Origin of the sequence: Shewanella sp. Isolate7 (assembly GCF_022398425.1) — a bacterium.
Lineage (GTDB): Bacteria > Pseudomonadota > Gammaproteobacteria > Enterobacterales > Shewanellaceae > Shewanella.
In genome coordinates this window covers 16167-38763 of the sequence record NZ_JAKEVJ010000025.1, presented here as the reverse complement: position 1 = coordinate 38763, position 22597 = coordinate 16167, and the positions used below count along the sequence as shown (strand labels likewise).

The 22597-nt window shown below is 55.0% G+C and carries 22 protein-coding genes; 9 read left to right on the top strand and 13 right to left on the bottom strand.

Going from position 1 to position 22597, the window contains the following annotated elements; genetic code table 11:
* Window positions 1–9: 9 nt before the first annotated feature.
* The 7 genes from L1D47_RS08105 to lptD form a co-directional block, all read right to left on the bottom strand.
* Window positions 10–2034 (bottom strand): methyl-accepting chemotaxis protein, encoded by a 2025-nt coding sequence (locus tag L1D47_RS08105; protein WP_239883938.1) that lies wholly within the window; start codon window positions 2032–2034, stop codon window positions 10–12.
* 104 nt (window positions 2035–2138) lie between these two features.
* The gene (locus tag L1D47_RS08100; protein ID WP_239883936.1) at window positions 2139–2963 is read right to left on the bottom strand and encodes a symmetrical bis(5'-nucleosyl)-tetraphosphatase; all 825 of its coding nucleotides are present in this window, start codon (window positions 2961–2963) and stop codon (window positions 2139–2141) included.
* Between the two features lie 26 nt (window positions 2964–2989).
* Window positions 2990–3370 carry a Co2+/Mg2+ efflux protein ApaG gene (gene apaG, locus L1D47_RS08095; RefSeq protein WP_239849728.1) on the bottom strand — a complete coding sequence of 127 codons (381 nt, stop codon included), beginning with the start codon at window positions 3368–3370 and terminating at the stop codon, window positions 2990–2992.
* Window positions 3371–3422: 52 nt separating this feature from the next.
* Complete coding sequence (gene rsmA / locus L1D47_RS08090) at window positions 3423–4232, bottom strand: 16S rRNA (adenine(1518)-N(6)/adenine(1519)-N(6))-dimethyltransferase RsmA (protein ID WP_239883933.1); 810 nt, start codon at window positions 4230–4232, stop codon at window positions 3423–3425.
* A 2-nt stretch (window positions 4233–4234) separates the two neighbouring features.
* The gene (gene pdxA / locus L1D47_RS08085; RefSeq protein WP_239883926.1) at window positions 4235–5233 is read right to left on the bottom strand and encodes a 4-hydroxythreonine-4-phosphate dehydrogenase PdxA; all 999 of its coding nucleotides are present in this window, start codon (window positions 5231–5233) and stop codon (window positions 4235–4237) included.
* A 5-nt stretch (window positions 5234–5238) separates the two neighbouring features.
* Complete coding sequence (gene surA / locus L1D47_RS08080) at window positions 5239–6543, bottom strand: peptidylprolyl isomerase SurA (RefSeq protein WP_041510214.1); 1305 nt, start codon at window positions 6541–6543, stop codon at window positions 5239–5241.
* Window positions 6544–6669: 126 nt separating this feature from the next.
* Window positions 6670–8991 (bottom strand): LPS assembly protein LptD, encoded by a 2322-nt coding sequence (lptD, locus tag L1D47_RS08075; RefSeq protein ID WP_239883924.1) that lies wholly within the window; start codon window positions 8989–8991, stop codon window positions 6670–6672.
* Window positions 8992–9147: 156 nt separating this feature from the next.
* Between lptD and L1D47_RS08070 the strand changes: the two genes are divergently transcribed.
* The 5 genes from L1D47_RS08070 to L1D47_RS08050 are packed head-to-tail and all read left to right on the top strand — an operon-like array spanning window position 9148 to window position 13316.
* The gene (locus L1D47_RS08070; RefSeq protein ID WP_239883923.1) at window positions 9148–10188 is read left to right on the top strand and encodes a phosphotransferase; all 1041 of its coding nucleotides are present in this window, start codon (window positions 9148–9150) and stop codon (window positions 10186–10188) included.
* The gene (gene murU, locus L1D47_RS08065; RefSeq protein ID WP_239883920.1) at window positions 10185–10910 is read left to right on the top strand and encodes an N-acetylmuramate alpha-1-phosphate uridylyltransferase MurU; all 726 of its coding nucleotides are present in this window, start codon (window positions 10185–10187) and stop codon (window positions 10908–10910) included. Before L1D47_RS08070 ends, murU begins: the two co-directional genes overlap by 4 nt.
* On the top strand, window positions 10911–11687 hold the full coding sequence (gene djlA, locus L1D47_RS08060) for a co-chaperone DjlA (RefSeq protein ID WP_041510217.1): 777 nt from the start codon (window positions 10911–10913) through the stop codon (window positions 11685–11687).
* A gap of 25 nt (window positions 11688–11712) precedes the next feature.
* Entirely contained in the window at window positions 11713–12342 is a 630-nt protein-coding gene (locus L1D47_RS08055; protein WP_239883919.1) for an outer membrane beta-barrel protein, read from the top strand.
* Between the two features lie 20 nt (window positions 12343–12362).
* Window positions 12363–13316 carry a D-2-hydroxyacid dehydrogenase gene (locus L1D47_RS08050; protein WP_239883917.1) on the top strand — a complete coding sequence of 318 codons (954 nt, stop codon included), beginning with the start codon at window positions 12363–12365 and terminating at the stop codon, window positions 13314–13316.
* A gap of 72 nt (window positions 13317–13388) precedes the next feature.
* Here L1D47_RS08050 and purT read toward each other — a convergent pair whose 3' ends face one another.
* A complete protein-coding gene (gene purT / locus L1D47_RS08045) occupies window positions 13389–14567 on the bottom strand; it encodes a formate-dependent phosphoribosylglycinamide formyltransferase (RefSeq protein ID WP_239883915.1) in 1179 nt (392 codons plus the stop codon).
* 267 nt (window positions 14568–14834) lie between these two features.
* On the opposite strand from purT, the gene L1D47_RS08040 reads away from it, so the two are divergent.
* The 3 genes from L1D47_RS08040 to L1D47_RS08030 all read left to right on the top strand — a co-directional run bounded on the left by L1D47_RS08040 (window position 14835) and on the right by L1D47_RS08030 (window position 18099).
* Window positions 14835–15224, top strand: a complete 390-nt coding sequence (locus L1D47_RS08040; protein WP_041510221.1) for a DUF3302 domain-containing protein — start codon at window positions 14835–14837, stop codon at window positions 15222–15224.
* A gap of 1 nt (window position 15225) precedes the next feature.
* Window positions 15226–16362, top strand: coding sequence for an HlyD family secretion protein (locus tag L1D47_RS08035; RefSeq protein WP_239883913.1), 1137 nt, complete (start codon window positions 15226–15228; stop codon window positions 16360–16362).
* 267 nt (window positions 16363–16629) lie between these two features.
* The gene (locus L1D47_RS08030) at window positions 16630–18099 is read left to right on the top strand and encodes an AAA family ATPase (RefSeq protein WP_239883911.1); all 1470 of its coding nucleotides are present in this window, start codon (window positions 16630–16632) and stop codon (window positions 18097–18099) included.
* 31 nt (window positions 18100–18130) lie between these two features.
* Here L1D47_RS08030 and L1D47_RS08025 read toward each other — a convergent pair whose 3' ends face one another.
* The gene (locus L1D47_RS08025) at window positions 18131–18670 is read right to left on the bottom strand and encodes a DUF4136 domain-containing protein (protein ID WP_239883903.1); all 540 of its coding nucleotides are present in this window, start codon (window positions 18668–18670) and stop codon (window positions 18131–18133) included.
* A 188-nt stretch (window positions 18671–18858) separates the two neighbouring features.
* Between L1D47_RS08025 and L1D47_RS08020 the strand changes: the two genes are divergently transcribed.
* A complete protein-coding gene (locus L1D47_RS08020) occupies window positions 18859–19137 on the top strand; it encodes a DUF1289 domain-containing protein (protein ID WP_239883902.1) in 279 nt (92 codons plus the stop codon).
* A gap of 26 nt (window positions 19138–19163) precedes the next feature.
* Here L1D47_RS08020 and L1D47_RS08015 read toward each other — a convergent pair whose 3' ends face one another.
* From L1D47_RS08015 to L1D47_RS08000, 4 genes are all read right to left on the bottom strand, one after another.
* Window positions 19164–20447, bottom strand: coding sequence for an ATP-binding protein (locus L1D47_RS08015; protein ID WP_239883901.1), 1284 nt, complete (start codon window positions 20445–20447; stop codon window positions 19164–19166).
* A gap of 10 nt (window positions 20448–20457) precedes the next feature.
* On the bottom strand, window positions 20458–21171 hold the full coding sequence (locus L1D47_RS08010) for a response regulator (protein WP_239883900.1): 714 nt from the start codon (window positions 21169–21171) through the stop codon (window positions 20458–20460).
* Window positions 21171–21479, bottom strand: coding sequence for a DUF3019 domain-containing protein (locus L1D47_RS08005; protein ID WP_239883899.1), 309 nt, complete (start codon window positions 21477–21479; stop codon window positions 21171–21173). The genes L1D47_RS08010 and L1D47_RS08005 overlap by 1 nt, the downstream gene beginning before the upstream one ends.
* Before the next feature lie 107 nt (window positions 21480–21586).
* The gene (locus L1D47_RS08000) at window positions 21587–22465 is read right to left on the bottom strand and encodes a MipA/OmpV family protein (RefSeq protein WP_239883898.1); all 879 of its coding nucleotides are present in this window, start codon (window positions 22463–22465) and stop codon (window positions 21587–21589) included.
* Window positions 22466–22597: the final 132 nt, after the last annotated feature.

The window sequence follows — 22597 nt, the reverse complement described above, 5'->3', positions numbered from 1 at the left end:
GCTAGGCCGTTACACCTTAAACTCGCCCACCGAGGCCTGTAACTCTTCTGCGAGCTGGGCAACCTGATGGCTCGACTGCGCCGTTTGATCGGCACCCGTGGCCGTTTCTTCGGAGATAGCCGCGATATGCTCAAGCTTCTCAGATACCTGCTGGCTCACCAGGTTCTGTTCCTGGGCGGCATTGGCAATATGGGTGCCCGAGTCATGGGCATAGTGGACCGCATTGCTGATGCTCTCCAGGGCGACGTTGGCCTGCTCTGTCTTCTCGACACAGCTGCTCGCCTGTTCACGGCCCAGTTCCATCACGGAAACGGCTTCCTGGGTGCCCTGTTGCAGCACCTGAATCATCTGCTGGATCTCTTGGGTCGAGTCTTGAGTGCGTGATGCTAGGCTGCGAACCTCGTCGGCCACCACGGCAAAGCCTCGGCCTTGCTCACCGGCCCTGGCGGCCTCGATGGCGGCGTTCAGCGCTAGTAGGTTAGTCTGTTCGGCGATGCCACGGATAACGTCCAGAATCGAGCCGATAGAGGCGCTGTCGGAGTGAACCTTGTTGATCACCTGACTCGCTTTGGCTACTTCATCGGCCAGCGCCAGTATGGTGCGCTTGTTCTCATCGGCGATGGCGCGCATATGTTGCGCCTCTTCATCGGCCTGCCTAATCTGATTCAATGCTTCGTCGGCACTGGTGCTCACCTGCATGGCGCTAGAGCTGAGCTGTGTCGTGGCGGTTGCCACTTGATCGACCTGGTTCTTCTGCTCCTGGATACCTGCGGTGGTTTGCGCGGTAATGGCCGAGGTTTCTTCGGCCGCGGCGGCTAATTGGTTTGAGCGATCCAGGATCCCCTGGATCAGGGGGCGCAGGCTGTCTACCAGTCGGTTACAGTTGCGAGACAGCTCGGCAAATTCGTCATGGCCGCTATCGTCCAGCTTATGGGTCAGGTTGCCTGAGGCCAGGATATTGAGGGCGTTGTTGACCTTATCCAGTGAATGCTTGAGTGGGCGGATGACGGCGATGCTCACCAGCACGGCCACCACTATGGCAATCAGGACCAGTGCTAGTGTCTTATAGCTGGCACTGTCGACCTCGTCGATCGCCTTGACGCTAACGGCCTGTGAGGTAGATTCAATCGCCTTGTTCAGGCTGCCCATGCTCTGATTCACCGCGGTGGCATTTGCTTCGACCGTGTTAAGCAGTTCACCTGCCTGTAGGTTGAAGTCAAGCTGCTGGCCCTTACGCTTGAGGATCGAGTCAGGGCCGTTGAGCATGGTAAAGACCTTGCCTGCCTCCGTGTTAATGTTGTCTAGCATCTCTTGGTCGATGACGCCTTCCCAGTGGCGGCCCACATATTCCAGCTTGTTTTGCGCTTCGCTGATGATGTAGTCCAGCTCCTTGAGGATGGTCTCGTACTTGGATTTCTCCTTGGTATTGACCAGGTCATAGCTGCTGGTGATCAGGTTGCTGAAGCTGTTGTCTATGTTGCTGGCGGTGGCGGCAATTTCACGCTCGGTGGGATCTTCACTGACCTCTAGATCGATAAGGTCCAGCAGCAGAGAGGCGGTATCGTCAGCCGCGACCTCTAGGCTGTCCAGGTTGTCGATTAAGGACTCCTGCGTCAGTAGCGACTGCTCTCTGGCCTGCATCATCTTGAGGCTGTTGTCGTTGAAGGACTGGTAGTTGGCTCTGAGGGACTTGATCTGGCCGCCCAGGTTGTCGCCATGACCCTGAATGATGTGGTTGAGTTGATCCAGCTCGGATATAAAGCCCTTGCTTAGGTTGGAGAATTGAGTGCGAACCTGAGGCAGTTCTTTGGATTGCTTGCTATGGAAGGCCACCAGTAGCTGTTTTTCCTGTAGCGCAAGATTTTGAGTCAGGCCATTGCTGCTCTTTAGGGCTGGAAGGCTCAGGTCTTGCAAAACGAGGGTGCTGCTCTTGATGTCGTCATTGGTGACCAGGGACACCACACCTAAGACGATAAGTAGTAAGGTGACGACACTAAATCCACCGATGACTCGAGTGGCGACGTTCAATTTCATAGGGCACTCCGGTTTTTGTTGTTATATCCCTAATTACATAACACATTCTCAGGGCAGGGCGGTGAAATCCGCTTATTTTTTTATCGGCCAAGCTAAGGGCTAGTTTAACTCTTTTTTAACTTATTTTGGGTAATTTTTTGATTCGATTCAAGGTGCCAGAGGGTTAAATAGTGTCCCCAACAGCATCCCGTATCCAGGGCTTGGAGACCCGGTTGGTCGACCTCGCCCATTAAGGCAGCCCAATGTCCAAAGACCAATGTATGGTGCTTCATGGCCCGTCCTGGTTGTTTAAACCAAGGGATCAAGCCTTCCTTCTCGCCATTCGCTGGCGGCAGCTTGCAATCGAAGTCTAATCGACCATTGCTGTAAAGAAAGCGCATTCGGGTGAGGGCGTTGATGGTATAGACGAGGCGCTCGAGCCCTTGAGTCTCGGGTGACCACTCACTGACCGAATTGGTGTACATCTTGGCGATGAGGTGTTCTATGTAGCCATCCTCTGCCAGTGCCTGTTGCACCTCGTAGGATGCTTTGAGGGCGGTCTCGGCGTCCCACTGAGGGGGAATGCCGGCATGGGCCATCAGGATGGAATGGCTCTTGTGCTCACGAGCCAGGGGCTGCAGCCTGAGCCAATCGATGAGTTGGTTGAGATCTGGCGCGTCGAGTAAAGCGTCGAGATTATCCTTGGGATTAACCCGTTTCACCTTGCCGTACAGCGCCATGAGATGCAGGTCGTGATTGCCCAGAACAGGCTTAACCGAGCCCTCTAGTCCCTTGAGGTAACGCAGTGTCTCCAGTGATTGGGTTCCCCTGGCCACCATGTCGCCGACGACCCAAAGTTCGTCTCTGGACGGGTTAAAGGCTACCTTGGCCAGTAAGGCCTGGAGTTCATCGAAACAGCCCTGAATGTCGCCTACGAAGTATGTCGCCATAGATGTTCTCGGATCGCTGTTTCGAATTAGTGCAGCAGGCCGGGGGCCGCTAGACGGAAAGGTGCGATGGGGGCCTTGAAGGTCTCGCCCTGCTCGGTCACCATCACATAGTAGCCCTGCATGACGGCAAAGGGAGTCTCGCATACCGTGCCGCTGGTGTATTGATAAGCGGTATTGGGCGCGATAGTGGGCGTCTCGCCAACCACACCGGCACCCTCGACCTTGCTCTCATGGCCATTGGCGTCTGTGATACACCACATGCGGCTCTTAAGGGTGACGGGTTCATCCCCTAAGTTGATGATGGTGATGGTGTAGCTGAACAGGTATCTCTCTTCTTCGGGCGAAGATTGCTCTTCGATATAGTCGGTTTTGACCTCAATCCTGATTGAGGATTCGAGTTGTTTCATTCGGATCCCTAAAAGGTTAACGAGTGGGAGGCGCTATGCGCCTCCTTCATGGTTAGGCTTGGCGTTTGTCGGCCAGATGGTTGGCCATGGCGACATATTGTTGCACTGTGATCTGCTCGGGGCGCATGCTGGCATCGATGCCTAACGTGCCGAAATCATCGTCGCTTAACAACTGCTTGAGGTTGTTACGCAGTGTCTTACGGCGCATGTTAAAGGCCGTGGTACACAGATGCCTTAGCAGATCCACATCTTTGCAGGGGTAGGGCTTCTCTTTGTAGGGCACTAGCCTTACGACGGCAGAGTCAACCTTAGGGGGCGGCGTGAAGCAGCCTGGGGGCACTTCGAGCACTGGCATCACCTGGCAGAAATATTGCGCCATCACGGTCAAACGGCCATAGGCCTTGGTACCGGGGGCCGCAGACAGTCTCAGTACCACCTCTTTTTGCAACATGAAGTGCATATTCTCGATATGCTCGGCAAATTCGAACAGGTGGAACATCAGCGGCGTGGAGATATTGTAGGGCAGGTTGCCAAACACCTTCATCTGCTTGCCTTCTTCGACCAGTTGCATGAAGTCGAACTTCAGCGCGTCGCCCTGGTGGATCTCCAGCTTATCCTTGAGAAACGGGTGGGTCTGCAGGCGTTCCACCAGATCTTTATCCAGCTCGACTACGGTCAGCTTGTCGATGCTTTCTGCAACAGGCTCGGTAAGCGCCGCTAGGCCTGGGCCAATCTCAACCATCACGTGGTCGTTGTCGGGGGAGATGGCGCCGACGATACGATTGATCACATTGCTGTCGGTCAAAAAGTTTTGTCCGAAGCGTTTTCTCGCCGTGTGGCCTAAATGTACTTTATTACTCATTACTACTCTTTAAGTGACTCATTCTTGGTGGCTAGTTCGATAGCCTTGTTAAGCGCGCAGACAAAACTGCCGATGTCTGCCTTGCCTGTGCCCGCCAGTTCCAGCGCCGTGCCGTGGTCGACCGAGGTGCGGATATAGGGTAGGCCTAAGGTGATATTGACCGAGCTGCCAAATCCTTGTGACTTTAATACCGGCAGGCCCTGATCGTGATACATGGCGAGGATCACGTCGGCGTCTTCCAGGTACTTAGGTTGGAACAGGGTGTCGGCGGGCAGTGGCCCGACGATATTCATGTTCTGTTCGCGCAGCTCGTTGAGGGCGGGAATGATCACATCGATCTCTTCACGCCCCAGGTGACCATCTTCCCCCGCATGGGGATTGAGACCACAGACATAGATCTTAGGAGCGTCCAGGGCAAACTTAGTCACCAGGTCCTGGTGCAAGATCTTGATGATCTGATGCAGACGGTCACGGGTGATTGCCTTAGACACATAGGCCAGCGGAATATGCGTGGTCACCAGCGCCACCTGTAAGCCTGGCGCCGCGAGGAGCATCACCACATCCTGACAGTTGGCCTGGTGGGCAAAAAATTCGGTATGACCGCTAAAGGGAATGCCCGCCTGGTTGATGATTCCTTTGTGCACCGGGCCAGTTACCACTGCGTCGAACTCGCCATTCATGTTCTTCTCACCGGCATAGGCCAGGGTATCGATCACATAGCTGCTGTTCTGTTCGTCGAGTTTGCCACACACAGCGTCGTTGACCAGCGGGAAGGGCACTATGGTCAGTGTGCCGGCTTCCTGTGGCTTAGGTGGCTGGTTGGGCTGGAAGGGACGCAGCTGGATCGGCAGGCCGATCTGCTTGGCGCGACTGGTCAGCAAAGTGGGATCGGCACAAACAACAAGCTCAGCGGGCCAAGCGCGCTGAGCAAGTTGAATGACTAAGTCTGGGCCCACACCGGCAGGTTCTCCCGGTGTGATGGCGATGCGTTTAGTCGTCAATATGATTAACCTCGATTGAAATCGGCATCGAATACTTCAATGTAAGCCTCTGCTCGCATTTCATCCAGCCAGTTCTGTAATTCTTCATTAAACTTACGGCGGAAGATGAGCTGGTGTGCCCGATTAGTGTTAAATTTATCTGTCGCATCCGTCTTACGTCGCTCCTCCAGCTGTACTATGTGCCAGCCGTGGCTAGAACGGAAAGGCTCACTGATCTCGTTAATCTTCAGTGCGCCCAGTGTTTGTGCGAAGGCTGGCACATAGACGGTGGGATCCGCCCAGCCTAATTCACCGCCTTTGGCCGCCGAACCTGGGTCTTCGCTGTATTGACGCGCCAGGGTGGCAAAGTCTGCTTCACCGCTTCTTAGCTGGTCGGCAAACTTGTCGAGCATCGCCTTGGCACGCTCTTCCGACAGGATAGGTGACGGCTTGATCAGTATATGACGTGAACGTACTTCGTCAATTTCTTTGGTCTGCAGGCCGCGGGCATCCATCACCTTGATGATGTGGAAACCGGCGCCGCTGCGTACAGGGCCTATGATGTCGCCCGTCTTGGCGCCGACCAGTAATTCGGCAAACAGGGTTGGCATCTCATTGACGTTCATGTAATCCCAGATACCGCCTTCCAGCGCCTTAGGGCCTGAAGAGGAGGCGATGGCGGTCTGTTTGAAGTCGCCATCGTTTTGCAGGCGCTTGAGCACCGCATTGGCGCGGCTGCTGGCGGCTTCAAGTTGTTCGCTGTTGGGGTTGCTAGGTACTTCGATCAGAATATGGCCGATCTGGTATTCTACCTGCTGCATCCCTTGTTCTTCGATAAGCTTTACCAGGCTGTTGATCTCCTGTGGAGACACCTGGATACGACGCTGAACCTGAATACGCTGGATCTCGCCCAGGGTGATCTCTTCCCTCAGTTGCTCACGGTATTGGCTCCAGCTCATGCCCTCGGCCTCTACCTTTTCACGCATCATCTCAGGCGTCAGCTTCTGCTCCTTGGCGATGTTTTCTATGGTCTGATCCAGTTGCAGGTCACCGATATGCAGACCGATGCGGTCGGCCATCTGCAGTTGCAGGCGGGTGACAATCAGGCGCTCGATCACCTGAGTGCGTAGCGCCTTGTCAGAAGGTAATGACTGGCCGGCGGCTTTTGCGTTGGCTTTGACTGTCTTCAACATGTTGACGATTTCGCTTTCCAGCACTATGCCTTCGTTGATCTGAACCGTTACCCTATCCAGGGGAACGTTCTCGGCCATCGCGCCGTGGCTCATCGCCAGTGTAAGTAAAGCAAAAATCAGTTGTTTACAGGGTTTCATCCACAAAAATCCTTGGCATATTCAGGTCGGTCAACTTAGGCGTCGACCGAGTATCTAATTCGACTATTCTGATTGGACTACAAGTCCGTATCTAGGTTCAGCGCGGAGCCGATTAAAATATTAAAACTAGTTTTTCAGGTAGAGCGGCTTGCGATAGTTAAACAGGCCATCGTTAAGCATGTCCGACACCCCAAGCGGGCCGGAGCCACCTAATCCCTTGATCACAAAGTTCAGGTAGAAGCCGCTTTCGAACAGCTCCCTGTCGTTGAACGTTGGATCTAAATTGTCATCGTAGTTGGTTTTAATGCGGTAATGATAACTTAAGCGTACCGCCCAGCAACAAGATTCATATTGAAATCCTGTGTAGGTCTCGACGCTACGATTCTCGTTGAGATCGTAATACCAGTTGCCCACGATATACCAGTTGTCGCTGATCGGCCAGGCCGTGCGCAAGCCGGTTTGCGACACATTAACAGATTCGTTGGTGTTGCTGTTAACTAAATCGGGCACGTAACGATAGCTGAGCTGCAACAGCTTGTTGACTCCGGGGCGGAAATCCAGCGTGACTTCACTCTTCTTGTTGTTCTTGTTTTTGGTGTCATATTGAATGGCGCCGCTCAAGAACCAGTCGCTGTACAGCTGGGTATTCAGTTCCGCCGCCAGCACCGAGTTGGAGGTGTTTTCCTGCTTGAAGATCTCGTTCGGGCGGGAGGGATCTGTGATGCCAACCTCGCTGTCTTCAAAGTAGTAGATCTGACCCAGGCTGAACTTGAAACGCTCCAGGTTATGATCGTCAAACAGGCGGGTGGTCAAACCCAGTGTCATCTGGTTGGCGTCTGCGATACGATCGAGACCCGAGAAGCGGCGATCCCTGAAGAGGCCGTAGTAGTCATCCTGTAATAGCGCAGTGTCATAGATGCCGATGTTGGACTGATCTTCATAGCCTACATACAGGTACTGGAACTGTGGCTCCAGGGTCTGGCGGTAGTTAGTATCGAAGTAATCGGTGAAACGCTCGAAGTTGATCTGAGCGTGAATACGTACCTGGGGCAGAGTACGGCTCACCGTGCTGTCCAGCGGCTCTGTACCCGTGTAGTTCTTGGTGTCCTGCCAATAGTTGGTCTGTAACAGCTTGAGCTCACTGGTCAGCGAGCCCGCAGGTCCGTGGATCGGCAGGGATACGCTTGGCTCGAAGTGCAGACGGCTGGCGGTGGCATATTGATCTTCCTTGTGGCGGAAGTTGCTCGCTTCTCCCATGAGGTTGAAGTCTATGCCTTGCCACAATCCGGGCGCGCGATAGTTAAAGCCAATCTGCGGCATCACCTGGTAGGGAGATTCTTCCTCACCCAGTACCTTGATATCCTGCACTCTGGCCGACATGTCCCAGTTATCGTCGAAATAGGCGATTTCGCCTATGCGCGAGATCTGATTGTCCGTGGCACGCAGCACGTCAGAGGGTAGATCGTTGAAGTAGTTGTTATCTGACACATCGGTAAAGTTGGCCAGTACCCGCCAGTTGTCGGCGATGGCCCCTTGATGCTGCCAGTGGTAGAGGTAACGATCGGCGCGGTTGGGTACCAGATCGTCTTTGCCTAGATATTCGACATTTAACAGCCCCTGCTGCGCCTCGCCGGCAAGATAGCGAAACTCAGACTTGAGGAACAGGCCGCGAGCCGACATATAGTGCGGGGTAAAGGTGAGATCATACTCTGGTGCTATGTTCCAGTAGTAGGGAGTCGCTACCTCGACACCATTGGTGGTACTGGTGCTGAAAAACGGGAACAGGAAGCCCGACTTACGTTTTTCCGACACGGGAATCGTCATATAGGGCAGATAGAAAACAGGTACATCGCCGATTTTCAGTTTGGCGTCCCAGAGCTCGCCCCACTCTTCGCTGCTGTCTATCTTGATGGTCTCGGCTTCAAGCAGCCAGGAGGTATCGCCCGGCGGACAGGTGGTGAAGCTGGTATTAGACAGGTGCAGGTTGTTGTCCTGGGTGATCTCCAGGTTTTCCGCGTCGCCGTGGATCTGCTGGCCGTGGAGCCAATATTGGGCGCCCTTAAGTTGGGCACTGTTGCTGCGCATCTCGGCGCTCAGGGAGTCTGCCGTGACGGTAAACATATTGTCTTGGAACACCAGGTTGCCGTTAGCATCTAGGCGCTCGTTAGCCTGATTCAGCACGGCGCTGTCTGCGGCGATATGACGGCCGCCTTGGCTGAAAGTCACATCTCCCTGGAAAGTGGCCTTGTCACCCATCTTGGCGTTGGATGAGTCGGAAACGATCTTAATCTGCTGCAGATCCAGAGGGCGTTCGTCTGTGCTGGGTTCTGGAATAGGTACGGGCGGAAGTACCAGACACTGGGCACCGGGCGCGGGAGTGGTTTCCGATTCGTCTGCCAAGACTAGCTGCGGGAGTAGCGCCAATGCCAATAAGTAACGGATATGCATCTTTTATCGTTTTTGTGATTTCTTAGTCTAGACAAATTATCGGTGAGAATAGTTGCATCCCCCTTAGGAAGCAACTTAGCAAAAGAGATAGAATCATCTTAATTGCTGTTTCTATTTTGCTTTATAATAAAGCAATTTTCTTCTAAGAGCCATGAGGTGCCCTTGTCAGATCCAAGATTTCTTGCCCTTAATTCATGGATAGTGCGAACTTTAGGCGATGAGGCGCAGCTAGCCTTAATTTCGGGTGACGCCAGTTTTCGCCGCTACTATCGTGCCCAGTATCTAAGCCAGACTTTTATCGCCATGGACTCGCCGCCGGATCTGGTGCCCGTCGCCCCCTTTATCGCCCTCGCAAACGCCTATCATGATCATGGTATCCTGGCGCCAGAAGTTAAGGCCGCCGACCTGACACAGGGCTTTCTGCTGCTCTCCGATCTCGGCGATACCCAGCTACTCGAGGTGCTGACGCCTGAGAATGTCGAGCAATACTATGGCAAGGCCCTTGGCTTGCTTGAAGCGCTGCAAACCATCACCTCGGCGGCTGGGCAGCCCTTGCCCGATTATGACGACGCCTTCGTGCTGCGGGAGCTTACTATCTTCATCGAGTGGCTGGTCGAGCATCACCTGCAGCTGACCCTGGATAGTCAGACGCGGCAGATGATAGATGGGTGTTTTAGTCTGCTCATCGAAAACGTTGCCCAGCAGCCCAAGGTGGGCATGCACAGGGATTACCATAGTCGTAATCTGATGCTCTGCGATGGCGAGCTGGCGGTGATCGATTTTCAGGACGCGGTTATCGGCCCTATCACCTATGATGCCGTCTCCCTGCTGCGGGACTGTTACGTGCGTTGGCCGAATCATGTGGTCGAGCCCCTGCTCAATAGGCACTATCAGCAGATGCGCGCCTTGGGCCGCATAGCCGGTGAGGTGGCGTTTAGCCAGTATCGTCGCTGGTTCGACCTCATGGGGATGCAGCGTCACCTGAAAGCCGCGGGTATCTTTTGCCGCCTCAACTATCGCGACGCCAAGCCGGGTTATCTGAAAGATATTCCGTTGACCCTGAGCTACGTGAGTGAGATAGGGTCACAATATCCTGAATTTGCGCCTTTCATCGCCTGGTTAAGGCGTGAGGTGATGCCGCACATGACCAGTGACAAGCTGTCGCAGCTGACAACTCATGCGGAGGTGAAGCGATGAAGGCCATGATACTCGCTGCCGGTCGCGGTGAGCGCCTGCGCCCGCTGACAGATAGCCTGCCTAAACCTCTGGCAGAGGTCGCGGGCAAGCCGCTGATTGTCTATCACATAGAGCGTCTGGCGAAGATAGGCATCACAGAGATAGTGATCAACCACGCCTGGTTAGGGCATAAGCTCGAAGCCTATCTGGGCAATGGCAGCGCCTGGGGCGTCAGCATCAGCTACAGCCCTGAGACCGAGGCGTTAGAGACAGGCGGCGGCATTAAGCAGGCCTTGCCCCTGCTTGGGGATGAGCCCTTTGTTGTGCTCAATGGCGATGTCTACATTGACAGCCTGCCCAGGGTGAAGGGCTTGTCCCTCGAAGCGGCGCTCGATAAGGCAAGAGTCGCCGAGTTGATGGGCGAGCACCAGGCCTACCTCTGGTTGGTGGATAACCCTCAGCAGCATCCAGAGGGAGATTTTGCCCTGCACGCGGGTAAGGTTAATGACGGCGGCGAGCCCAGGCTGACCTTCTCCGGCATGGCTATTTATCATCCGCGCTTTTTCGATGATACGCCCAGTGGGCGTTTCGCCCTGGCGCCGCTGTTGAGAGCTAAGATGCAGCAGGGACTGATAGGGGGCGAATACTATTCTCACCTCTGGTGCGACGTGGGCACCCTGGAGCGATTGCAGTCACTGGACGCCGAATTGCGCGCGGCACAAAAACACAATAAAGGTTGTTAGATGAAGATTTGGGGTAAGTTTTTTGGCTTTGCCATAGGTTTCATGTTTGGCCGCATCATAGGAGGCATCATAGGTCTCTGGCTGGGCCACCTCTATGACAAGAAGCGCGGCGAGGTGGAGCAATTGATGGGCAAGGGCAGCGATCGACAGGCGCTGTTTTTCAATACCGCCTTCGCCGTCATGGGCCATGTGGCCAAGGCTTCAGGTCAGGTGACCGAGAATGATATCCGCCTGGCGACGGCGCTGATGGATCAGCTGCGGCTCAGCGGCGATGCCCGCCGCGAGGCTCAGGCAGCCTTTACTCAGGGCAAGGCCGCCGATTTTGATCTCAAGGCGTCACTGCGCACCTTCAGGCTGATCTCCATGGGGCGGCGTGAACTGTTACAGATGTTTCTGGAGATCCAGATCCAGACGGCACTGTCGGACGCCGAGCTAGATGCCAAAGAACATGCCATACTCTTAACCGTGGCGAAGGAGCTGGGCTTTAGCCGCGAGCAACTCGATGAACTGCTCAAGCGCTGGCAGGCGGAAGTGAACTTCCAGCGCCACGGCCGCCAGCAGACCTCCATTAACGATGCCTACGAGGTGTTAGGCCTCAACGAGCAGGCCTCGGATCAGCAGGTAAAGCGTGCTTATCGTAAGTTGATGAACGAGCATCACCCCGACAAGTTAGTCGCCAAGGGACTACCCGCCGAGATGATGGAACTGGCCAAACAGAAGGCGCAGGATATTCAGGCCGCCTATGACAGGGTAAAGCAAGACCGCGCCATGAGATAATCATAAACAAGTAAAGGAGAGGGCGATGAAGGGAATAAGGCTGATCTTATTAACGGGACTCTTAGCATGGATGACGGCCCAGGCAGCCTGGGCAAAGTCGGATATCTTTGTCGCTCCCTTCGGTGGTTATAGCTTTGGCACCAGTGAACTCGATGCCACAGATATAGGCACTAGCACCCAAGGCAGTATCAGCATCAAGGACTCCAGCCATTACGGCATCATGCTGGGGATGAAGACCCGGGATCCTGGCGATGTCTACCTGCTCTACAGCCACCAGAGCACAGATATGCACGCTGGTGGCATGTTTAATCCCAACCGCTTGGCAAAGCTTGAGCTGGATTACGCCCACCTCGGTGGCTCGCTCTATTTTCCCAAGGGAGATCTGCGCCCCTATGTTACCGTCAGTGTCGGCATGACACAGATGCGTCCGTCCGGGGATTTCTCCGACGAGTCACGCTTCTCTATGGGCATAGGGGGAGGCGTGGAATACCAGCTCGGGGATAACTTCAGCCTGTTTGCCGATGGCCGCGGCTATGCCACCTTCATCAACAGTGACAACGAGCTGTTTTGCGATGCTAACCGCTGTATCTGGAATATCCGCGCGGATGTCATCTGGCAGGGCCAGGTGAATGCCGGATTTAAATACACTTTTTAATCCTTAAGAGAGCAGTCTTCATGAAGATAGTCGTACTCGATGGTTACACCCTCAACCCAGGCGATCTCGATTGGCAGCCGCTGGCGGCGCTGGGCGAGTTTCACTGCTTTGACAGAACCGCTCCGGCCGAGCTTATCGATCGTGCTCAGGGGGCCCAGGTGTTGCTGACCAATAAGACAGTGCTCGACGGCGAGAGCCTTAAGGCCTTGCCTGGGCTCGAGTATGTCGGCGTGCTCGCCACGGGTACCAATGTGGTGGATCTCAAGGCGGCTAGTGAGCTAGGGATCAAGGTGACCAATGTGCCCGGCTATGGTCCGGACGCCGTGGCGCAGATGGTATTTGCCCATATCCTGCACCACACCCAGAGATTGTCCGATCATCACAATGCCGTGGTAGCTGGAGCCTGGTCTCAGGCACCAGATTTCTGTTTTACCCTGGCACCGCTGCAATCGCTTAAGGGCAAGACGCTGGGACTGGTGGGCTTTGGCGATATAGGTCGGCAGGTGGCTGCTATTGCCAAGGCCTTTCAGATGCGGGTGCTGGTCAACACGCCATCCATTAAGCATGATCTCCCGGAAGGGGTCAGCTGGTGCGAGCGTGAGGCGTTATTTGCCGCCGCCGATATCATCTCGCTGCACTGTCCGCTGACGCCGGACACCCAGCAGCTGATCAATAGTGAGCGACTAAGGGCCATGAAGTCCAGCGCCATCTTGATCAACACGGCCAGGGGCGGCCTGGTGGATGAGCAGGCTCTGGCCGACGCCTTAAGCCGCGGCGAGATTGCCGCGGCCGGCGTGGATGTGTTATCGAGCGAGCCGCCAGAGGCAGACAATCCGCTGCTGAGTGCGGCCAATATCAGCATCAGTCCTCATAATGCCTGGGCGACCAGGGAGGCGAGGCAGAATCTGTTGACTATTGCCGTCGATAACCTCAGGGGCTATCTGGCGGGGCAGCCGATTAATCGGGTGAATTAAGCCAAGGTCGTCTGGTGGAAAAGCAAAGGGCGCCTATTGGCGCCCTTTTTGTTGTTCTCAGTTGCGGAGGATTTAATCCAGCAAAACTTCGACCTGAGCGGCAACCTTGAGCGCCTTGTTGATGGCGTTATCTATGCTTTCCCCGCGGGCCAGGCCTACGCCGAGACGGCGACGGCCGTCGATATCTGGCTTGCCAAACAAGCGCAGCTGAGTGTTTGGCTCAACGAGTGCCTGCGCCATGCCGCGGTAGCTGATGTTATGGCTCGTGCCCTCGGCCAGGATCACCGCCGATGCCGATGGGCCGTGTTGCATTATGTTGGCGATCGGCAGGCCTAAGATGGCCCGCACATGCAGGGCGAACTCCGACAGGTCTTGGCTGATAAGGGTGACCAGGCCGGTATCGTGTGGACGAGGCGACACCTCGGAGAAGTAGACTTCCTCGCCCTTGATAAACAGCTCGACGCCGAACAGACCATAGCCGCCAAGCGCCTTGACGACCTTACGTCCGATCGCCTGCGCCTTGGCGAGCACGGCATCAGACATGGCCTGGGGCTGCCAAGACTCGCGGTAGTCGCCATCTTCCTGGCGATGACCTATGGGGTCGCAGAAGTGGATGCCATTGACGGCGCTGATGGTAAGCAGGGTGATCTCATAGTCGAAGGGGACGAAGCCCTCGACGATCACCTTGCCGCCACCTGCGCGGCCGCCTTCCTGGGCATATTGCCAGGCCGAAACAATATCCGCCTCACTGCGTATGATGCTCTGGCCCTTGCCCGATGAGCTCATCACAGGTTTGACGACACAGGGGAGGCCGATGTCGGCGACTGCCTGCTCAAACTGGGCCTGGGTGTCGCAGAAGAAATAGGGTGAGGTGGGGAGAGCCAATGTCTCGGCGGCGAGGCGGCGAATGCCTTCGCGATCCATGGTGAGCTGGGTTGCCTTGGCGGTGGGAACGACATTCACTCCTTGCGCTTCCAGCTCGACCAGGGTCTGAGTGGCGATCGCCTCGATCTCGGGGATCACTAGGTGGGGCTGTTCCTGCTCTATGATGGCACGCAGAGCCTCACCGTCCAGCATGTTGATCACATGAAACCTGTGGCTGACCTGCATGGCCGGCGCATTGGGGTAGCGGTCGACGCCAATGACCTCGACGCCCAGGCGTTGTAGTTCGATGGCAACTTCTTTGCCGAGTTCGCCGCAGCCTAGCAGCATGGCGCGCCTAGCGCCTTTTGAATAGGGTGTGCCTATCATGGTGTGGGTACCTTTTTATCTTGAGTGGGTCGTGCGCCCAGCTTCGATTATTTGGCGACTATCTTACCTCTTAGCAAGGAATATGCAGACCCCTTACGCCGACAAGTGTGTACTGGATCAAGATTATGACGCGAATATAGGAAAGCATTATCAGCAATTTATGGCTAGTATGGATAAAGTAAAATTGCGAGAACTACTTGTTTGCGCCAATCTCGATGGCGCGGTGTGTTGTGGTTAAATAGGTTCAATAACAATAAGGAGTGAGCCGTGTTTCTGGATTACTTTGCTTTAGGTGTCATCATTTTTGTCGCCGTTTTCCTGTTTTATGGGGTGATCGTGATCCACGATATTCCTTATGAGATAGCCAAGAAGCGTAATCATCCCCAGCAAGATGCCCTGCATGTTGCCGGTTGGGTGAGCCTGTTTACCCTGCACGCTATCTGGCCCTTCTTGTGGATCTGGGCGACCCTGTATCGCGAGGACAGAGGCTGGGGCTTCAACAAGGTGGTCGAGCGAGAGCTGGCGCTGGAAGATGAGGTCAAACAGCTCAATCAAACCATAGCCAAGCTTGAGCAGCGTCTGAGCGCCGTCGAGGGCGGGCAAGCGGCCTTGCATGTGGTCGAGACACAGTCAGATTCGCAAGAGAAGGAGTCATAAGATGGATCTATTACTCATTCTGACCTATACCGCCATCTGTATCGCCATCTTCAAGATCTTCAAGATCCCACTCAATAAATGGACTGTGCCCACGGCGATTCTCGGCGGCATAGTGATCGTCGGCGCCCTGGTGCTGCTGATGAACTATAACCACCCCTACACGCCCTATGCGCGTCAGGTGTTTGCCACGGTTCCCATCAACCCCGCGGTGCGTGGCCTGGTGACCAGCGTCGAGGCCAAGCCCAATGTGCCCCTTAAGAAGGGCGATGTGCTGTTTCGCATCGATCCTAAGCCCTTCGAGGCGGTGGTGATGCAGAAGCGCGCGGCACTGGCGGCGGCCGAACTCGAGGTGCCTCAGCTAGAGGCGGCCTGGCAGACGGCTCAGGCCAGTGTGGAGCGGGCCACGGCCGACAGAGACAGAAGCAAGTCGGCGTTCGAGCGATACGAGAAGGGGCGCAAGCGTGGCGGCGCCAACTCGCCCTTTACCGAGCTGGAGCTGGATAACAAACGCCAGCTCTACATGGCCACCGAGGCGCAGCTCACCGCGGCGCGCTCTGAAGAGTTGAGGGTCAGGCTCGCCTATGAATCCAATGTCGATGGCGTTAATACCAAGGTGGCCGGGATCCGAGCCGAACTGGATAAGGCGATGTACGATCTCGAGCAAACTGTGGTGCGGGCGCCGGCCGATGGCATAGTCACTCAGATGGCGCTGCGCCCCGGGGTGATTGCCGTGCCTATGCCGCTACGCTCCCTGGTGAGTTTTATTCCCGACGAGGAGCGCTATTTTGCCGGGGCCTTCTGGCAAAACTCCCTGCTGCGCCTCAAGGAGGGAGATGAAGCCGAGATGATCTTGGACGCCGCGCCGGGTGAGGTGTTTAAGGGCCGGGTGGCCAAGGTGCTGCCAGCCATGGCCGAGGGTGAGTTTCAGTCCCAGGGCGCGCTCGTCTCCTCTATGGCACTGCTGCCCAGGGGGCGCGCCATCGTCCTGATTGAGCTGGACGATCACGAGGCGAAACGTAACTTTCCCGCCGGGGTGTCCGGTCAGGCGGCGGTCTATACCGAGCATTTCTCTCATGTGGCCGTGATGCGTAAGGTGTTGCTGCGCATGCAGGGCTGGCTGAACTACCTATTTCATTAACTGATAGCCTGTCTGTCTGGCGACCCTAACAGAGTCCCGCTAATAAAAAAGCCCGCGTTGCGGGCTTTTTTATGGGGTAATTCATGGCGTGAATAATTGAATTTGTTGAGATACTGGGGTATCAATAGCGCTTGGGTTGGCGAACCAGGGTCAGCCCTAGTGGCTAATGCATCTACTGCTAGCGACTAATGCTTCTACCGTTAGTGACGGCTCATATACCGCTAGCGACTAATCTTATACCGCTAGTGGCTCTGTTTAAGGATGACTATGCAAGATATTCGCGATCTCACCGCCGTGCTTCGCTCCAATACCCCGATCGTCGTGATCGAAACCTATGAAGAGTATCGGGTGATCGAGTTGCTAAAAAGGGTATCGAGCATCCTATATCAGCCGCTGTTTACCTGGAGCATCACCCAAGGACTGGCGCGTGCCGATGTGAAGATGGGGACTCAGAAGTTCAACACAGATCCCACAGAGATCCTGGGGCAGATCAAGTCCACCAGTCAGCAGGGGATCTATGTATTGTGCGACTTTCATCCCTTCGTCGACAATGCCCCCAAGAATGTGCGTCTGCTCAAGGAGATCGCCTTAGAGTATGAGGCGTTGAAACATACCATAGTCCTGGTCAGCCATGCCTTCGAGATCCCCCCTGAGATCAAACGCTACTGCGCCCATTTCTCCATCTCGCTGCCCGATACCGTGCAGTTGCAAAACCTTATCTATGAGCAGATAGACAAGGCTCGCGGTGAAGGTCTGTTGCAGAGTGTCGATGATGACGCCGTGGCTAAGCTGGCCGAGAATCTCAGGGGGCTGACCTTCGACGATGCCCGCCGTCTGGCCCATAAGGCGATAGTGGATGATGGGGCCATCACTCACTCGGACGTGGACAGGATTAACCAGGGCAAGTTTAAGCTGCTGGATATGGAAGGGGTGTTGCAGTTTGAATATGACACCAGCGACTTCTCTCAGGTGGCCGGCCTGCATAACTTGAAGAAATGGCTCTCCCATCGCAGTCCGGTATCGAGTGCGGAGGGGCGGGTCGATCATCCCAAGGGAATCTTGCTGCTGGGGGTACAGGGCAGTGGTAAGAGCCTGGCGGCCAAGGCCGTGGCGGGCATGTGGCAGCGTCCCTTGCTGCGCCTGGACATGTCGGCCCTGTATAACAAGTATATCGGCGAGACGGAGAAGAATCTGCGTAACGCCCTGGCGCTGGCCGATCTTATGGCGCCTTGCGTATTGTGGATAGACGAGATAGAGAAGGGTCTCAGTAGTGGTAGCAGCGACGACGGCACCTCTACGCGGATCCTGGGAGCGCTGCTGACCTGGATGGCAGAGCGAAAATCAGAGGTGTTTCTGGTGGCTACGGCCAACGATATCAGTGCCCTACCACCCGAGCTGATGCGTAAGGGCAGGATGGATGAGATCTTCTTTGTGGATCTGCCGGATGATAGCGTGCGCCAGGCGATCTTCCTGATCCATCTGCAGCGTCGTCGGCTCGACCCGCTTAATTTTGATCTGGCTAAGCTGTCACAGGCCAGCCAGGGCTTCTCTGGCGCCGAGATAGAGCAGGCGATCATCTCCGCGCGTTATACGGCGCGGGCGGCGGAGCAAAGCGTGTCTCAGGCGCTCTTGCTGGGCGAGTTGATGAAGACTCGCCCCCTGTCTGTGGTGATGCGGGAAAAACTGGCCGCGCTGCGTCACTGGGCGCAAGGGCGTACCGTCAACGCTCATCAATAGTGCGTACGGTCAACGCCCATCAGGTGCGAGTCTACTCGGGCTTAGGGGGGAACTGAGAGAGAATCTTGTTCACGGTTTCCCTGGTTTCTCTGGCCTTTTTCTCGCCGCCGTCATCGTAATCAAACTTATCGCTGCCGCGCCAGACCAGCTTGTTGCTGGCGCTGTCGACTATGTCTATCTGGATGAGCTGCATCTTGGCGCTGTCGCTGCCCAGTGGCACACCGACGCTGGTGCCGACTCCGACACTACCTGAGCTCCCCCAGCTACCGGTTCCCAGGCCGATGGAGAGCCCGGAGCTCTTGGGTTTGTCCACCACCTTGAAGCCGTAGGTCACCATAAACTGGGGCTGGTCGGCGACCTGGCTGTAGCCTCTCTGGGTCAGGCTATCGACTATGGCCTGGTCTATCCGCGCCGTGCTGAGGGGGTCGCCGATATTGGCAGGACTCTGCAGGGTGAAGCGCTTAAGCGCATCGAAGTCATACTGGGTATCGTAATCTGTGGTGGGTTTGCTGGCACAGGCGCCTACGAGTAAGGCGGCGATTGTTAGGATGAGCAGGCGTAGTGAACTCATGAGACTCCTTAATAATCATAATTTGATGCTATCAGCTTATTTATACTAGAGTTTTCAGTTTTAGTGTATGAATAAAGTTTAGCCAGTTGCCGAGATTTAGGTTATGTTTTAACTATAGGCTCATTTAGCGACCCCTTAAGTGAGCCCCTATTCAAGATGTCGCAGACAATTAGGTGTAGCTAGCCCCCATGGAACAGTTAGAGTTTTTCGAGATCCCCAGTCCCTGTATTGGTGTCTGTCAGACAGATGCTCGGGGCTATTGCAAGGGCTGCCTGCGCAGCAGAGAGGAGCGCTTTAATTGGCTGCACTTCTCCGATGCGCAAAAAAATGAGGTGATTCGCCTATGTAAACAGCGTCATCGCCGTCGTCGCCTGGCCCTGTTAAAGGCGAAGAAGACCGCCATCTTGGAAGAGCGCGCCGCCGCGACCCAATCACTGGATTTCGATATCGACCTCGATGCCGATTAAGGCTCTGCCCTAGTTTCTGCCGCCTGTTATTTTCTTTGTCTGCTCGTGTTTACCCTGGGCCAGCTTAGGGTAAAGACTGTGTTGCCCGGCTCGCTTGCCAGTGACACCCGGCCATTGTGCTTGTGCATGATCCGCTTGATGATGGCCAGTCCCAGTCCATGACCCTTGTTGCCATTCTGTACTACCTTGCTGCGATAGAAGGGTTCGAAGATCTTCTCTTGATCCACGGCCGCGATACCCGGGCCATCGTCGATCACCTTGAGCTGCACCGACTTGTTTTCCTGGCTGATCGCTATGGTGATATGGCTCTTGGCAAAACGCTGGGCATTGATGATCAGGTTTTGCAGCGCCCGTTCGATGAGCGAAGGCTCGCCCATCACCTTCAGCTCGGGCGTCTGCTCGTCAAAATAAATTGGAACGCTGTGGCGGTTTTGCAGGCGGCTGATGGTCTGCTGGGTAAGCCGGGTCAGCTCACAGCATTCAAACTCTAAATCCTGCTGTTGTGACTCCAGGCTGGCATAGGTGAGTAGCTCCTGCAGCAGGGTTTCCATCTCCTTGACATCTTGCTGCATCTCGTCGAGAAATTCCTGGCGCCGCTCGGGATCTGAGTCGGGGGCACAATATTGAGGCACCAGGGCCAGGGCAAACTTGAGCCGGGCCAGGGGGGTCCTGATCTCATGGGAGACGGCGTTAGAGAGATGCTTCTGGTTCTCGATCAGCGCGCTGATGTGACGGGCCATCTCGTTGAAGGTTGATGCCAGGGGCTGTACCTGGGAGCGGTTGGAGAGTTGGATCTGGGTGTCCCACTTGGCCTGGCCAAATGCCTTGGTCGCCAGTCGCAGCGTCTTGAGATCTCGTGACAGGGGCCAGACCCAGATCAGCGCGACCAATGCCAGGGAAAGATAGAAGAAGAGGGTAAATAGGCCGCGCAGCTGCTCCCTGGGATCTATCTCTATGGGCCCTGCCATGAGGATCTCCTGGTCATCGATCTCGATAAAATGCAGCTCGTGTTGCTCGTCCGGGGCGGTCACCAAGACGCTGTCGCGGCTGAGGGATTCATCTTGGTTGATGGCCACCTGGGCCTTAGGTAGTAGCCTGAGTGGGTAGCTTTGTTGGGTGCTAAGCTGCGAGAGAAACGCCTCGCGCTGGGACTTGGGCAGCTTGCCGATTAGCTGGGCCAAGGCGATGAGCGGCGCGTCTTGGGCGCCGCCGTCGTCGACATTGTTTTGCCAGATGCTGTCCAGGGTCCAGCCGATACCGAGAAAACTGAGGCTCAGTAGCAGGTATAGGCTGATGAAGAGTCGTTTCAACGCAGCTCCGTTAGTTGTTCCAGGCTTCTGGGGCGAATAGATATCCCTGACCCCATACCGTCTTAATTCTAAATGGGGTTTCGATATTGTCACCTAACTTCTTACGCAGTCTCGAGATGCGCACGTCGATCTTCCTGTCTTTGCCGTCGAAATCGATGTTGAGCAGGTATTGATAGATATATTGACGGCTCAGTACCTGCCCGGCTTGTGAGGCCAGCAGCCAGAGAAGCTCGAACTCATGACTGGTGAGGTCCACCTCGAGATCGCCCAGGCGAATGGCCTGAGTGTGGGGATCTATGCTGAGTTTACCGAAGCTGAGGCAGTTAGACTCCGCCTGCGGTGGCTTGGCGGTGCGGCGCAGCAAATTATTGATGCGGGCGATAAGCAGCGCAGGATCGACTGGCTTTACCACATAGTCGTCGGCGCCCAGCTCTAATCCCTTGATCTGATCCTCGTTGGAACCCAGGGCGCTCATCAGCAGGATAGGGCCGGCAAAGTAGTCGGGCAGTTTTTCACAAAGAGTAAGGCCATCCATCCCTGGCAGCATGATATCGAGCAAGATGATATCTGGTTTGTAGTTGATCAGTCGGGTCAGTACTGTGTCACCACGACGCTCAACTTCCACGTGCATTCCATGCGACTTTAAATAATCCACAATCAGGTTTGCCAGACGAATATCGTCTTCGACGAGCAAGACTCTATGGGTCGATTGAGATTCTGTCATTAGAATAGACTCCAGGGGTTGCGATAACGACGCCTCACCTGAGGCGACGAAGTAGGGGTAACTTTTAATTTTACGCCGGCCAATGTTTGGTGGCTTTCTTTGTCTATCATGACAAATTGAATATCTTTTTGTGTCTCAACCTTCACGGTGAGCGAGTGGGTATTGGGGGAATCGGCGCACCACTTTTCCAGGTCGCTATGATCCGACATGATACAAACCACCTGGGGATAGGGGGTTTCCCAATTCAGTACCAACTCAATTTCACAGCTCTGTTCGACATCGGCCGTGATGCAAAATTGGGGTGACAATGACAAGCTGGCCGTAGACTCTTGGCCCGCGGCATAGGTAATGTTACACAGTAAAATAATGGCAATAATTGCCTGTATCAGCCTGAAAGTCATTGAAAACACAAACCTTAAAACCTATAGGCTGTGCCGATAAAGTAAGTGTTGGTGTAACTTTCGGTGACGAGCGGGCTGTCGGTGATCGCATCGGCCAGGTCGGTATAGCGCACTAGGAAGAGCAACTCCCAGTGCTCATTCATTATGTATTGTGTCGTCAATTCTAATCCTAAATTAGTGCCAGAGCCGGCACGATAGCGTTCACTCCAATATGCATTCTCGCTTGGACGTACGCCGTAATAGTAGTTGATGATCTCTTCGCTCTTCCAATTGGCCACCGCGGCGACTTCAAATTTCCAGTCGGTCAGCGACAGGTTGTAGAGCCATTTAACCTTGCCCTCCATGCCGGAGTGGACATCGAAAAGGTCGTGGGCCAAGGCGAGGTTGATTATACCCACCGGAGTGTAAATAAACGCTTCGGCTCCGCCAAGAAGTGTAAATTTTCTGTCTTCGAGTTCGTTGAAAAAAGGCTCGGGCTCGGCGCCAAAGGCTTGAAATCGTGAGGTAAGCGCCGGTGTCGAGCTGATCTGGCTGGTACCAGAGATAAAGATGTTCGACGGATCCCAACGGTAGAAGTAGGCGCTGTCGCTGCTGAAGCTGGTGGTCAGGTTGAGGCTGAACAGCTCCTCGTCCGCCAGGGTGTAGCCCAGATTACCATTGTCGAAAAACCAGCTGTCGCCATAGTAGGCCAGGGTCGGTGCCAGGTAGATGGGGATATCGTCGTAGTCGCGGATGGGGTTACTGCGCTCGCCATAGCCGAATGCCAGGCCGAGTTGCCACTGGCCAACCTCGATGCATTCATCATCCATATGACAAACCTTCTGCTCTTCGGCCTGGATGGCAAAGGAGAACAGCAGAGTCGTGAGTAGGCCTGTCAGCAGCTTGTTTTTCATGGGTATAGATACACTAAATCGGATCAAACAGGAGTCTGAGCAAAGATTACCATTTACGTCATATATGCACAGCGTTTTCGCTATTCCTGATGCAAAATGATACAGCTTGGTGCCTTGTGTTGGTTGCGTTTT

Coding starts and splice junctions, on each gene's coding strand:
- L1D47_RS08105 (WP_239883938.1), bottom strand. CDS start 2,034: ATGAAATTGAACGTCGCCACTCGAGTCATCGGTGGATTTAGTGTCGTC.
- L1D47_RS08100 (WP_239883936.1), bottom strand. CDS start 2,963: ATGGCGACATACTTCGTAGGCGACATTCAGGGCTGTTTCGATGAACTC.
- apaG (WP_239849728.1), bottom strand. CDS start 3,370: ATGAAACAACTCGAATCCTCAATCAGGATTGAGGTCAAAACCGACTAT.
- rsmA (WP_239883933.1), bottom strand. CDS start 4,232: ATGAGTAATAAAGTACATTTAGGCCACACGGCGAGAAAACGCTTCGGA.
- surA (WP_041510214.1), bottom strand. CDS start 6,543: ATGAAACCCTGTAAACAACTGATTTTTGCTTTACTTACACTGGCGATG.
- lptD (WP_239883924.1), bottom strand. CDS start 8,991: ATGCATATCCGTTACTTATTGGCATTGGCGCTACTCCCGCAGCTAGTC.
- murU (WP_239883920.1), top strand. CDS start 10,185: ATGAAGGCCATGATACTCGCTGCCGGTCGCGGTGAGCGCCTGCGCCCG.
- djlA (WP_041510217.1), top strand. CDS start 10,911: ATGAAGATTTGGGGTAAGTTTTTTGGCTTTGCCATAGGTTTCATGTTT.
- L1D47_RS08055 (WP_239883919.1), top strand. CDS start 11,713: ATGAAGGGAATAAGGCTGATCTTATTAACGGGACTCTTAGCATGGATG.
- L1D47_RS08050 (WP_239883917.1), top strand. CDS start 12,363: ATGAAGATAGTCGTACTCGATGGTTACACCCTCAACCCAGGCGATCTC.
- purT (WP_239883915.1), bottom strand. CDS start 14,567: ATGATAGGCACACCCTATTCAAAAGGCGCTAGGCGCGCCATGCTGCTA.
- L1D47_RS08035 (WP_239883913.1), top strand. CDS start 15,226: ATGGATCTATTACTCATTCTGACCTATACCGCCATCTGTATCGCCATC.
- L1D47_RS08030 (WP_239883911.1), top strand. CDS start 16,630: ATGCAAGATATTCGCGATCTCACCGCCGTGCTTCGCTCCAATACCCCG.
- L1D47_RS08025 (WP_239883903.1), bottom strand. CDS start 18,670: ATGAGTTCACTACGCCTGCTCATCCTAACAATCGCCGCCTTACTCGTA.
- L1D47_RS08020 (WP_239883902.1), top strand. CDS start 18,859: ATGGAACAGTTAGAGTTTTTCGAGATCCCCAGTCCCTGTATTGGTGTC.
- L1D47_RS08010 (WP_239883900.1), bottom strand. CDS start 21,171: ATGACAGAATCTCAATCGACCCATAGAGTCTTGCTCGTCGAAGACGAT.
- L1D47_RS08000 (WP_239883898.1), bottom strand. CDS start 22,465: ATGAAAAACAAGCTGCTGACAGGCCTACTCACGACTCTGCTGTTCTCC.